General features: G+C 65.2%; 13 protein-coding genes. 5 read left to right on the plus strand and 8 right to left on the minus strand.

Going from position 1 to position 12455, the window contains the following annotated elements; all coding sequences use genetic code 11:
- Positions 1 to 114 precede the first annotated feature (114 nt).
- Positions 115 to 1257 carry an acyl-CoA dehydrogenase family protein gene (locus FY251_RS02985; protein ID WP_148413377.1) on the plus strand — a complete coding sequence of 381 codons (1143 nt, stop codon included), beginning with the start codon at positions 115 to 117 and terminating at the stop codon, positions 1255 to 1257.
- A 24-nt stretch (positions 1258 to 1281) separates the two neighbouring features.
- On the opposite strand, the gene FY251_RS02990 is transcribed toward FY251_RS02985, so the two are convergent.
- Positions 1282 to 1737 (minus strand): FlaD/FlaE family flagellar protein, encoded by a 456-nt coding sequence (locus FY251_RS02990; protein WP_148413378.1) that lies wholly within the window; start codon positions 1735 to 1737, stop codon positions 1282 to 1284.
- A gap of 322 nt (positions 1738 to 2059) precedes the next feature.
- On the opposite strand from FY251_RS02990, the gene FY251_RS02995 reads away from it, so the two are divergent.
- Positions 2060 to 4183 carry a histidine kinase N-terminal 7TM domain-containing protein gene (locus FY251_RS02995; RefSeq protein ID WP_148413379.1) on the plus strand — a complete coding sequence of 708 codons (2124 nt, stop codon included), beginning with the start codon at positions 2060 to 2062 and terminating at the stop codon, positions 4181 to 4183.
- Between the two features lie 86 nt (positions 4184 to 4269).
- Here the strand turns inward: FY251_RS02995 and FY251_RS03000 are convergent, their stop codons facing one another.
- The 6 genes from FY251_RS03000 to FY251_RS03025 all read right to left on the minus strand — a co-directional run bounded on the left by FY251_RS03000 (position 4270) and on the right by FY251_RS03025 (position 9212).
- Positions 4270 to 5361 (minus strand): hypothetical protein, encoded by a 1092-nt coding sequence (locus tag FY251_RS03000; protein WP_148413380.1) that lies wholly within the window; start codon positions 5359 to 5361, stop codon positions 4270 to 4272.
- A 102-nt stretch (positions 5362 to 5463) separates the two neighbouring features.
- On the minus strand, positions 5464 to 6009 hold the full coding sequence (locus FY251_RS03005) for a FlaD/FlaE family flagellar protein (protein WP_148413381.1): 546 nt from the start codon (positions 6007 to 6009) through the stop codon (positions 5464 to 5466).
- A gap of 305 nt (positions 6010 to 6314) precedes the next feature.
- Entirely contained in the window at positions 6315 to 6824 is a 510-nt protein-coding gene (locus FY251_RS03010; RefSeq protein WP_148413382.1) for a chemotaxis protein CheD, read from the minus strand.
- Positions 6825 to 6845: 21 nt separating this feature from the next.
- Positions 6846 to 8033 (minus strand): chemotaxis protein CheC, encoded by a 1188-nt coding sequence (locus FY251_RS03015; protein ID WP_148413383.1) that lies wholly within the window; start codon positions 8031 to 8033, stop codon positions 6846 to 6848.
- Positions 8030 to 8398 (minus strand): chemotaxis protein CheY, encoded by a 369-nt coding sequence (gene cheY / locus FY251_RS03020; RefSeq protein ID WP_004043735.1) that lies wholly within the window; start codon positions 8396 to 8398, stop codon positions 8030 to 8032. Before cheY ends, FY251_RS03015 begins: the two co-directional genes overlap by 4 nt.
- A 145-nt stretch (positions 8399 to 8543) precedes the next feature.
- Positions 8544 to 9212: a hypothetical protein gene (locus FY251_RS03025; protein ID WP_148413384.1), complete on the minus strand. Its 669-nt coding sequence runs from the start codon at positions 9210 to 9212 to the stop codon at positions 8544 to 8546.
- 132 nt (positions 9213 to 9344) lie between these two features.
- Between FY251_RS03025 and FY251_RS03030 the strand changes: the two genes are divergently transcribed.
- The 3 genes from FY251_RS03030 (at position 9345) to flgA2 (ending at position 11211) form a co-directional block, all read left to right on the plus strand.
- Positions 9345 to 9683, plus strand: a complete 339-nt coding sequence (locus FY251_RS03030; RefSeq protein WP_004043733.1) for a helix-turn-helix domain-containing protein — start codon at positions 9345 to 9347, stop codon at positions 9681 to 9683.
- Between the two features lie 214 nt (positions 9684 to 9897).
- Positions 9898 to 10539: a flagellin A1 gene (gene flgA1 / locus FY251_RS03035; protein ID WP_148413385.1), complete on the plus strand. Its 642-nt coding sequence runs from the start codon at positions 9898 to 9900 to the stop codon at positions 10537 to 10539.
- A 9-nt stretch (positions 10540 to 10548) separates the two neighbouring features.
- Entirely contained in the window at positions 10549 to 11211 is a 663-nt protein-coding gene (gene flgA2, locus FY251_RS03040; RefSeq protein WP_148413386.1) for a flagellin A2, read from the plus strand.
- A 321-nt stretch (positions 11212 to 11532) separates the two neighbouring features.
- Here flgA2 and FY251_RS03045 read toward each other — a convergent pair whose 3' ends face one another.
- Positions 11533 to 12273: an ATPase domain-containing protein gene (locus FY251_RS03045; protein WP_148413387.1), complete on the minus strand. Its 741-nt coding sequence runs from the start codon at positions 12271 to 12273 to the stop codon at positions 11533 to 11535.
- Positions 12274 to 12455: the final 182 nt, after the last annotated feature.

Here is a 12455-nt window from a genome sequence, read left to right on the forward strand (position 1 = left end):
TCCCACGCGGTGGGAGCGGCGGACGGGACCGACCTCGCCGGAGTCGTCCGGTCCGACCGCTATCCTTCATGGTCGTTCGATTAGTTTATGTCCGGCACGGCGATAGTTTGCCGCATGGACTTCGACATCCCGGCCGAACACCGGATGATTCGGGACACCGTCCGCGAGTTCTGCGAGGAAGAAATCGCCCCCATCGCGCAGGACATCGAGGACGAACACCGGTTTCCCGCGGAGATATTCGACCAGTTGGCCGAGTTGGACGTGATGGGCGTCCCCATCGACGAGGCGTACGGCGGCCTCGGCGGCGACCAGTTGATGTACGCCCTCGTCGTCGAGGAACTCGGCCGCGTCTCGGGCGGCATCGGCCTGTCGTACGCCGCCCACGTCAGCCTCGGGTCGAAGCCCATCGAGCTGTTCGGCACCGACGAGCAGAAGGAACGCTGGCTCACGCCGCTTTCGACCGGCGAGCACCTCGGCGGCTGGGCGCTCACCGAACCCGGGTCCGGGAGCGACGCCAGCGACATGGACACCGTCGCAGAGCGGGACGGCGACGGCTACGTCATCGACGGCACGAAGCAGTTCATCACGAACGCGAGCGTCGCCGGGTCGATTCTCGTGAAGGCCGTGACGGACCCCGGCGCGGGCTACGACGGCATCTCGACGTTCATCGTCGACCCCGAGAACGACGACGGCTTCGAGGTGACGACCGAGTGGGACAAGATGGGACTCAACTCCTCGCCGACCTGCGAGCTCTCCTTCGACGACTGTTGGGTGCCGGAAGACCGTCTGCTCGGCGAGGAAGGCGAGGGATGGACGCAGACGATGAAGACCCTCGACGGCGGCCGCATCTCCATCGCGGCGCTCTCGGTCGGGCTCGCCGAGGGCGCGTACGGCCACGCCAAATCGTACGCTCAAGAGCGCGAACAGTTCGACCGGCCGATTGCGAAGTTCGACGCCATCCGCGACAAGCTCGTCTCGATGCACCGCAAGACCGAGCGGGCGCGACTGCTCACGCACAAGGCCGCGACGCGGTACGACGCCGGCGAGCGGGTGAGCCGGGAGTCTGCGCTGGCGAAACTCGACGCCTCCGAGGCCGCCCGCGAGGTCGCGGAAGACGCGGTGCAGGTGCTCGGCGGTTACGGTTACACGACCGACTTCGCGCCCCAGCGGTTCTACCGCGACGCGAAACTCATGGAGATCGGCGAGGGGACGAGCGAGATTCAACACCTCATCATCGGCCGCGAACTCGGCCTCTGAGGAGCCGACGAATCCGGCGGTGGCTCACTCCGACTCGGCCATCGCCGACAGCCGGGCGACGTACGAGAAACTGCGGACGTGGTCTTCTTCGGTCGGCGCGTCTTCGAAGTCCGCGGGAACGGTAAACGAGACGACGCGCTCCCGAATCGCGTCGTGGGCCCCGTCGCCGATCCAGCCGATGTCGCGGTAGTACGACGCCATCTCCAGCGCGCCGCGTCCGCCGAGTCGCTCGACCAGGTGGACACACCAGTCGAGGAGCGCGCGCTCGGCCCGCGGGGTCCGCGGAACGTCGTCGAGAAACGGCTCGCCGTCCGAGGTGACCGCCGCGGTCGTTGCGAGGAGGCGTTCGTGGGCCACGTCGCGCCACGTCCGGTTCGTCGGCGGGTCCGCCCAGTCGAACGTTCGGTCGCCGGCCCCGCGACGGGGCCTCGACCCGGTCGGGTCGTCGGCGTCGGCGGGGTGACGTGACTCGCGCGGCATCTATCCCTGCGTGTGCGTCCATCCGAATTAAGCGTTCGGGCGAACGTCCGACGCGTGACAGTTCCGTGGGTCGGCGGGCCGACCGAGTCGTCCGAACTGGATGACTGATAACCGGATGATGGGGGCGAGCGGGAGGTGGATCGCCAGTACGCTGCCGGGCCGTATACGGCCGCTCCGACTGGAATCAGTCCGGTATCAGCGTTGATAGACAGGGCGAACCGCTTAAGTTCCGAACCGGCTACACGTTTGATATCGATCCGATGTGACACTCATCGGAAAGAACAGTTCCAAGAGAGTCACAGATGCGAGCCACGACCTACTCATGACCAGCGTCGAGTACCCACACGCGTACGCGCTGTTCGCCGCGGGCATCCTCGCAGGGGCCGTGACGCTCGTCGTTCTCGGTCGGTTCCGACTCTACTCGCGACGCGTCCGTCTCCCCTTTGCGCTCTTGACGCTCTCCGGGAGCATCTGGGCGACCGCGTACGGCTTCGTCTTCCTCGCGAAGACGCCGGCCAGCGAACTGTTCTACGCGCAGTTGGCGTGGGCCGGCGCGGCCGTCCTCCCCACGATATGGCTCGTCTTCACGCTCGTCTATGCCGGCGAGGACCAACTGCTCTCCTCGCGGATGCTCGGCTTTCTGGCCGTCGAACCCGCCGTCGCTATCTCCCTCAAGTTGACGAACGCCTCGCACGGACTGCTCGGGTCGCCGCTCGTCCTCTGGCGGGCCGCGCGACCGGACCGATTCACCGTCTCCGGCGCGGACTTCCTCGTTCCGTTCGGTCCGGACCTCGTTCTCGCCGCACACGCCGTGTACGGATTCGGCGTCGCCGTCACCGGGGTGAGCGTCATCGCACGGACGTACCTCAAGAGCACGAACATCCACCGTCGACAGGCCGGGTTTCTCTTCGTCGCCGGGGTGGTCCCGATCGCCGCGCTCGGCGGCGAGTTCTTCTTCCCGTTCCGCATCAATCCGGTCCCCGTCTCTATCGGTGTCAGCTCGGTCGTCGTGCTCTGGGCGCTCTTCAGACACCAGCTGTTCGACATCACGCCCATCGCCCGCGACGCGATTCTCTCGGAGATGCGCGACGCCGTCGTCGTCCTCGACGAACAGGACCGAATCGTCGAATCGAACGGTGCCGCCTCGGAACTGCTTGCGCGGCCGGTCGCCGACTGCATCGGCGAGTCCGTCCTCGAAAGCGTCCGCGTCCCGACCGAGGTTCGGGCGGTGTTGGAGGGCGGCGACAGAGCCGAGGCGGTCGTCGAAGACGGCGACGCCTGTCGGTATTTCGAGGTCCGCGCCGAGTCCCTCGGCGGCCAGACGAACGACCGGGCCCGCTTGCTCCTCTTCTACGACGTGACGGAGCGCCGCCGCACCGAAGAGGAGTTCCGCGCGCTCATCGAGAACTCGCGGGACGTCATCACCGTCCTCGACGAGGCCGGCGAACGGACCTACACGAGCCCTTCGGTGACGGAGGTGCTCGGCTATCGGACCGAGGCGCTCGTCGGCGAGTCGGTGCTCGACCTCGTCCACCCCAAAGACAGAGACCGGGTCGCCGACACCCTCGACGCGGTCGTCACCGGCGATTCGCCCGTGCGCGCGGAGTTCAGAGTCCGCCACAAGAACGGCTCGTGGCGGCGGTTCGAGACGGTGGGCGTGGACCTCCTCGACGACCCCGCCGTCGGCGGCGTCGTGTTGAACTCGCGGGACGTGACGAGTCGGCACCGCTACGAACAGCGCCTCCGGGTGTTGAACCGGGTCCTCCGACACGACCTCAGAAACGACATGAACGTCATCCTCGGCCACGCCGACCTCCTCCTCGACGAACGCATCCCCGCCGAGTCGAAAGACCACGCCCGGACGATAAAGCGGAAGGCGTCGTCGCTGGTCGAACTCGGCGAGCAGACCCGGCACATCGACACGACGCTCACCCGCGAGTCGTCCGGCCTCGAACCCGTCGAGGTGGTCGAGCGCATCGAGACGCAGTTGGACGACGTCGAGTCCGACTACCCCGAGGCCATCGTCCATCGGAACCTGCCCGAGGAGATGTGGGTCTCCGCGGACGACCTCATCGAGTCGGCGCTCAAGCACCTCATCGACAACGCGCTCGAACACAACGACCGCGTCGTCCCGGAGGTCTCGGTCACCGTCGAGCGGAGTCAGCCCTCGACCGACTACGTCGAGATTCGAATCGCCGACAACGGACCGGGCGTCCCCGACGCCGAACTGTCCGTCCTCGAATCGGGAACCGAGACGCCGCTCCAGCACATAAGCGGGCTCGGCCTCTGGTTGGTCCAGTGGATAATCGACCGCTCGAACGGTCGGCTCCGGTTCGCCGAAAACGAGCCGCGAGGGGCCGTCGCAATCGTCGGCCTCCGGAGCGCCGACCGAGCGGTCTCCGTCAGTGACGGTGGCACGGTGACGAGCGAGTCAGAGACGGACTGAGCGGCGAGCGCAGTCACTCAGTGACGACGGAGCCGGCGTGCGAACGCGGGCAAACGAGAAAACGAGCCGACCAGAGCACCGGGCGTTCAGGCCGCGTCCCGGTCCCGGAGCCGAACCGCGAGCCTGTGTGCGCCCTCGGCCGCGGCGGTCGCCGGGTCGTCGGGAGCGACCACGTCGACGGGGCGGTCGAGTTCCGCGGCGAGACGCGATTCGAGTTCCTCGACCAGTCCGGGGATGCACGCCATCCCGCCGGAGACGACGAGCGGGCGGGCGCGAGCGAGCTGATAGGTCTTCATGTGCGCGTTCGCCAACCGCGAGAAGAAGTCGCCGAGCTCGGCGACCGCGTCGTCGAGGTAGTCGTCGAGCGGTTCCATCACACCGCGTTCGACGGTGAACTCGTGTGCGCCCTCGCTCCCGTGTTCGACCGCGTCGGTGAAGGGTTCGAACCCGCCGAAGTCGGCGTGGGTCTCCTTGTACTCGCGGGCGGTCGCGGGGTCGACGGTCACCCGGCCATCGGTCTCGGCTTCGATAGCCTCCGCGATGCGTTGGTCCACGCGGTCGCCGGACGCGTCCGCGGAGACGAACGGGAGCAATCGCGTTCCGTGTCGGTAGGCGCACGCTTCGAGGCTCGTCGCACCGAGGTCGACGGCGACGAAGACCTCGTCGACCGCCTCGATGCCGTCGCCGAGCGGCGGAATCGACGCGCACAGCGATTCGGGGACCCCGCGAGCGAGCGCCTCACCGAGACCGCATTCGCCGACCGCGGTCCCGAAGTTCGCGAGGCCGACCCTGTCGTCGACGGTCGGCATCGCGTACACGACGGCGCTCTCCGCGGGGAGGTCGTGTCGCTCGCAGAGTTCGCGGACGAACCGCTCGAACAACTCGGCGTCGCGGGCGGTCGCGGGCACGCCCGAGCGGAGCATGAACTCGCCTCGTTCGGGAGCCCGTCGGACCGCCTCGTCGCAGCGGACGCGCTCGTCGTCGGTGAGCGCGCCGTCGCTTTCGTCGTCGTCGGCCAGACACGAAGGGAGGCAAACCGCCGACTCCGCGTCGCCGTCGTCGAAGACGAGCGCCGTCCGGGCGCTCCCGAACTTGACGCCGATGGCCGTCGGCACGCCGCCCTCGCCGGACTCGCGCGCCGCGTCAGCGCCGTTGGCCGCGGCCGCGTCGTTCGTCATACGGTATCAACTCGATTCGGACTCGGCGGGGTGATTCGCGCAGTCATGGGATACACTCGGTTGTCGCAAGGAGAGACCGTTTTCGAGACCCGGCGGTCGGCGTCACACCATCGAGGAGAGACGGGCGACGTAGACCAGGCTCAACAGGTGGTCGTCGACGTCGAGGTCGGCCGGTTCGTCGACGTCGGCGGAGAAGCCGAGGAGGTAGTCGCGGAGCGTCTCCTCGACGCCCGGCGTGAGCCAGTCGACCGTCTGGTAGTACCGGAGGGCGTCCATCGCCCGCTTGAACCCGCCTTTGAGGACGAGGAACTCCAGCCAGTCGAAGACGACGCGCTCCGCGCCGTACTTGTCAGGCAGCGAGCGGAGATACGGCTTTTCGACGCCGTCTTCCTCGCCGCGGGACTGGTGGACGAGCAGGTGTTCGAGCTGGCTCGACCGAAGCGCCTCGGACGCTTCCTGTCGGCTCCGGTCGAAAAGCGGGTTGTCGAACCGGAACGGTCCCCGGTCGTCGAACCGGCCGTCGTCGTACCGGCTATCGTCGAATCTGCCGTCGTCGAATCGGCCGTCGCCGTTCCGTCTGGGCCGTGGAGCGTCGCGCGCGATACGTCGGAGTTCGTCTGGGTCGTATTCGTCCGGGTCCAAGTACATAGGGTCACCTCGTTCAAGACGGCACGACCCCCGAGTCCCCCGACTCAGGGCGGCGGAGAGCGCGGGGCGCTGTCCGGTGTGTCACACGCGTTGTCGTACCGTTTCGGTGAAAGCATTCGAAGGAGGCGACATAAATCTATTCGAGCCATTATCAACGGTGATACCAAACTGTCTCGGAGTTCGAAATCCGTCGTCCTCGCCCGACCTCGGTGTCACCGGTCGCCCACGTGGATTCGGGGCACGGTTTTGACGCGACCTGCGGGATACGGTTTCGACACAACCGCGTCGAGAGGAGAGAGACCCACTCAGAGGACGTGGGTGCCGCTTTTCGCGCTCCGCACGCGGAGATCGCCGGTCTCGCTGTCGAGCTCCAACGAGCGGCCGTGGGAGCCGCCGACGTCCTCGGCGACGACGTCGATGCCGAACCCGTCGAGCGTCGTCCGCGTCGCGGCGACGTTTCGGTCGCCGATACTGCCGTCGCCGTCGGCCGAAGTGAAGTCGAACATGGTGCTTCCCCCGGCGATTTTGGCGACGATTCGGCCGGTGTCCGCGCCGACTGCCTGCATCTCGGCGAGCAGGAGTTCGACGCCGGTGTCGACGAACTTCGCCGGCTCGCTGCCGTCGTCCGCTTCCGGGAGCATGGCGTGTGCGAGACCGGAGATACCCGTCTCGGGGTCGTACAGCGCGACACCGATACAGGAGCCGAGGCCGCTCGTCGTCAGCGTGCTCTCGTCGCTGGAGACGGCAAAGTCGGCGATTCCGACCTTGATTCGACCGGAGCGAGCCGCGGGTGTGTCCGTGGTGTATACTTGCATTGGGATACCTCTACGGAGGGTTCACGCGGCGGGTGAGAGCTTCCTGAGCGCCTTTCGCAGCTCCGTCTCGTCGGGGAGCGCGTAGATGTCGCAGGTGAACTCGTCGTCGTCCGTTCGGATGGTCGAGTCGATGAGGAACGCGTACTCTTGGGACTGCGCGAGGTCTGTCGCGAGCGGGTCGATGATGGCCGACCCGATGTCGTGGACGTGCTTCGGCGGCGAGATGTCGATTGTCGTTTCGAGCGCGTTGGCCCAGCCGTCGAGGAAGCCGGAGGTGGTGATGTTCCCGATCTCCTGAATCGCGCTCTGACGCATCGCCTCGTCTCCCTCCATGCCCGGCAGGAGGCTGCTGGCGATGTTCTCGGCCGACGGCTCGTCGAACAGGATGGCGATGTAGCCGCTCGGCGTTCCGCTGAACTCCAAGACGACGCCGCGTCGGACCGCGTCGGTCAACGACATCGGCACCCCCTCGATGGGGACGAAGCTCAGCCGGCTCACCTCGACGGTCGTGTCGATACCCGTCATCGCCGTGATGTCCTCCGAGGCCTGATTCGCGCCGTCGTTTATCATCTCGGAGAAGGCGGCGAACGACTCGACCGGGAGCGCGCCGTCGTCGCCGCTCGCCTCGACGATGGTCCCGATGGACGCCGCGGTCGGCACCATGTACAGGTCGAACTCGATGGCGTTGTCCGCGGCCTCCAACTGGTTGCGGAAGACGAGGACGTGCTCGTCGTCGCCGCCGTTTTCGAACCCCTCGGCGTCGACGTGGTCGAGCGGACCGTCGTTCTCGTCGTCGACGTAGGTCGGCGTCGTGATGTCGACGGTGGTGTCGAGGTAATCGGCCCAGCCGTCGATGAAGCCGCCGAGCATGATGTTCGCGACTTCCTTGAGGCTGCTCTCGGCGAGTTCGCCGTCGGCGTCGGTGGCGTCGATGCCCGGCATCAACGCGTCGACCAACCGCTCTGCGGACTCGGGCGAGAACGCCAACACGGTGTGGCCGTCCAAGCCCCCCGAAAAGCCGATGTGGACGCTCACGAGGTCGCGTTCGGCGAACTCGCTTTCGACGTCCGACTTCGTCCCGAGTTCGACCTTGGTGACGTTGACGTACGTGTCGATGCCCGCGAGCGTGGTCAGAGAGCCCGCGGCTTTCTCCGCGCCCGAGTGGGCGAGCCGACTGAACGTGCGAAGCGACCGGACGTCGAGATTCATGCCTCTGCCTGAATCACGTCGGCGATGGCTTGGAGCACGTTCGGCTTCTGGAACGGTTTCGTGATGTAGCCGTCGGCCCCCGCCTCGACCGCTTCGCGCATCTTTTCTTCCTGTCCGACCGACGTGCACATGATGACCGATGCGCCGGCGTCGAGCGACTTGATTTCGGACGTCGCTTCGATGCCGTTTCGAATCGGCATCACGACGTCCATCGTGACGACATCGGGTTCGAGTTCACGGTAGAGTTCCACCGCTTCGACCCCGTTTTCGGCCTCGCCGACGACTTCGTGTTCACCCTCTAGGAGCTGTTTGAGGAGATTCCGCATGAACGCGGAGTCGTCCACGACCAGTACCTTGCTTGCCATACCTCCAGATTTCCGAAAATCACACCATAAACCCTTCCTCCCCATTATCAAGGCTGATACGGAATCTAACGCGCCAGTCGCCCGCCTCACGCCGTGTCGACCGCAGATTCTCGGACGTCGTTGCCAGAACTGGAACGTGTTACCGTCAGCGCCGACGTGGCGGGAACGAAGCGCCGGTTTCTTCGACGGCGTCGAGGAGGTCGCCGATACTGTCGTCGCGGTCGAGTCCGTTCGCGGCCGCGAGCGCCTCGACGGCCCGGCCGGGGTAGGTGACCCGCACCTCCGAGGCTAAAAGCAGGATGCCGAGCACCTCGTCGGGCGGCGTGTCGGCGCTCCCGACGGCCTCGGCGTACCACGTGAGAAACGAGTTGACGACTTCGGTCACGTCGTCGGAGACGGTCTCGTGTCGGGCGACCTCGCCGTCGACGAGCGCGGTAGTGACGAGCGCGTGGTCCGCGCGGACCGCCCCGACCCGCTCTGCGAGCAGGCGGCGGGCGAGCACGGCCCGCTTTTTCGGGTCTTTCGGGAGGACGAGTTCGGGTGCGCCGGTGTTCCCGTCTCCCTCGTCGCCCCCGTCGCCCTCGCCAGTCGTCTCCGAATCGGGGTCTGCGGTCCCGTCCGATTCGGAGGGGTCACTCTCGTTACCGGTCGCGTCGTCGACCGGCGCTGGCGGCCTGTTTTCCCCCGTCGAGATGACGTACCGACCCGTGTCGAGCGCCGCGACGTGCTCGTCGCGACTGATATCGAGTTCGTCCGTCCCGACGACCCCCTGTTCCTCTGGGTGAGTGGGAGGACGTTCGTCCTCGTCGTCCATCGGCGGATGCTCGGTGCCGTTGCATATAATCCCATCGTCGGCGCGCGCGACGGACTCACTACTACGACTGAGAACGTGGCAGATAGACAACCAACACATTGACAAGCAGCGCGTCCTGATAAATTTCCATCTATGGAGTCTGACAGGACCCTCTCCGCACTGGGAAACGAATACAACCCGGATATCCTCCGTGCCGCGGACGAACCCCACTCGGCACAGGAGTTCAGCGAGATGTTGGACATCCCCATCGCGACCTGTTATCGCCGGATCGAGGAACTGACGGCGGCGGGCCTCCTCGAACTGCATGACCGGGTTCTCTCCGACGAGCACCGACGGACGAACGTCTACCGCCGCGAAGTCGACGAGATCGTCGTTCGATTCGAGGGCGACGACTACACCGTCAGCGTGACCGAACGCCCGGAGGTGAAGAACAAACTCGACGACGTGTGGCGGAAGATTACGCAGGACTGAACCTGCTCCGGCTCCGGACTCTTTGCTTACGTTTTCTGAGACGAGTACCGACTAGCGACTCGCGTGAGCGTGCGAAGAATATTGCGTATCGACGTACCGGCCATCAGATATCAGTCTTGATATTGAAGGCCGTAGCGTTATGTAGGCCCTCTCCAAGTTGACGAGTGACGGTTCCCCGCTCCCCACCGAGTGTGGGACCAAACCCACGAAATTCATGTTCGAAAATATCAACGAAGACCGGGGTCAGGTCGGTATCGGGACCCTCATCGTCTTCATCGCGATGGTTCTGGTCGCCGCAATCGCGGCGGGCGTCCTCGTGAACACGGCTGGCTTCCTGCAAGCCACCGCCGAGGACGCCGGACAGCAATCTGTGAACAAGGTCACCAACCGCGTCGACGTCGTCAACGCCCACGGGCTGGTCAACAAGACCGGCGAGGAACGAACCGTCGACCAGATCTTCCTGACGGTCCGGCTCGCGGCCGGCTCTGGGAGTGTCTCTCTCGAAGACACGACGGTGAAGTACCTGAGTGAGACGACCGCGCGGACCCTCACCTACAACGACACCAACGACGCCAACGACCAAGGGGACGCCACCAATCTGACGACCGGGGAGAACTTCACCGCGGGCGTTCTCGAAGACGCCGACGGCTCCTTCGAAGTTCTCAACGAGCAGTCCGACCGCGCGGAGATCATCATCAACACCTCCACGGTCGAAGGGTCCACTGCGACCGGAACGGCCACGGGTCAGACCGTCAAGCTCGACATCACCAGCCGCAACGGTGGCACGACGCAGGTCATCCTGACGATGCCCCAGCAGCTCGCCGGCAAGGACAACAACGACCCCATCGCACTATAGGAGATTCACATGTTCGATAACATTACTGACGACGACCGCGGTCAGGTCGGTATCGGCACGCTCATCGTCTTCATCGCGATGGTTCTGGTCGCCGCAATCGCGGCGGGCGTCCTCGTGAACACGGCTGGCTTCCTGCAAGCCACCGCCGAGGACGCCGGACAGCAGTCCGTGAACAAGGTCACCAACCGCGTCGAAGTCCTCAACACGCACGGCACGGTCGGCGGCGAAGAGGACATCGACAACATCACGCTCACCGTTCGCCTCGCCGCCGGTTCCGACGCGGTGGACATGAACGAGACCTCCATCAAGTACCTCAGCGGCGACAGCGTCGTCACCCTGAGCAACCAGACGGTGACGACCGGGGACAACTCCGCGACGAACGACTCCGCGGCCGGCGTCGCAGACAGCGACGAATTCGGTCTGAACAAAGTCACCGACGACGACGGTTCGTTCGGCGTCCTCAACAGCATGAACGACCGCTACGAGGTCACCATCGACACGGCCGCAATCGAAGACAGTAACAATAACGACGACGACCTCGTCGGCGGCCTCTCGACGGGCGAGCAGGTCAGCCTCGAAATCACCTCCCGCACGGGCGGGACGACGCAGGTCATCCTGACGATGCCCCAGCAACTCGCCGGCAAGACGCAGAGCGAACCCGTCGAACTGTAATCCGGCCCTAGCTTTCCTTCTATTTTAGCGACGCCGACTCCCGAGCGGCGGCGCTGTCGTTTGTCCGAAGTACACGGTCCACGGCACAACTCGGTCGGGGTGACGCCGGCGGACGCCGCGTCCATTCGACGGGTAACCGCCGCGGCCGGGTCGCGGCGGTGAGAAGAGACGAACTGGAAGGTGGCGGTAGTCGATGAGACGGGCACGAACGACGTCGACGAGTGCGGCGCGTTCTCGTGTGCGAGAGAGTTTGAACGGCCAGAGGTCAAAACAGGAACAGCGTCGCCGAGACTGGGGTCGCCAGCCGTCGAGTCCGACCCGTTACTCGGTCTCTTCGCCGAACCACGGCGGCGATTCGCCGACCATCGAGAATCCGGCCGCCTGCTCGTATATCTTGATACCGCCCTGTGCGATTTCCAGCGGGAACATCGAGTTCTTGATGCTCTGCTTGCGCATCTTCGCCACCCAGACGTAGCGGTTGCTCGTCGCGCCCGCGGGACTCTGGATGAGGTAGATGTTCCCGTCGGTCAGGAAGTTTTCGAGGCCGATGTCGGTCTCGGGGAAGATGGCTGACTGCTCGGTGGTCAGAAGCGAGGTGAGACCGCTGTCCTTCAGGATGTCGATGAACTTCAGGAGGTACTGGCGCTGTTCCTTCTCGTCGTCGAAAAACAGCTGGAACATCGTCAGCGAGTCGAGGACGAGCCGGTCGTAGTTGGTGTCCTGGAGGTCGCCGAGGATGCGGTCGAGCGTCGTCGAGAAGTCGCCGTCGCGGAGGAGCGTCCGCTTGTCGTAGACCTGGATCTCGCCGGACTCGACGTACTCGTGCCAGCGGTCGAAACCGATTGACTCGGCCGCCTCGCGGATGTCGTCTTCCGTCTCTTCGAAGGTGAGATACAGACCGCCCTCGTCGAACTGATCGACGCCGTTGTAGAGATACTGGAGTCCGAGGATACTCTTGCCCGTCCCGGGATTGCCGCTTATGAGCACCGCGGCGTTCTTGACGATACCGCCGTTCAGGATGGAATCGAGCCCTTCGACACCGGTCTTGACTAGTTCTGTCATGATTGTGTTAAACCGTGTGTTGGCTGTCGGAGGAACCTCCGTGCCGACGCCGGATAATTCTTCTTACCGTCGCTACGGCGTCGTCTGACTTTTATTACACGTTTTCCGGCGAGAAACCCGGAACCGTTCAAATATCGGGTCTGATAACGGGACGGGAACTTTCTTGTACCGACTTACGTACC

It is taken from the genome of Haloferax sp. KTX1 (assembly GCF_902410085.1).
GTDB lineage: Archaea > Halobacteriota > Halobacteria > Halobacteriales > Haloferacaceae > Haloferax > Haloferax massiliensis.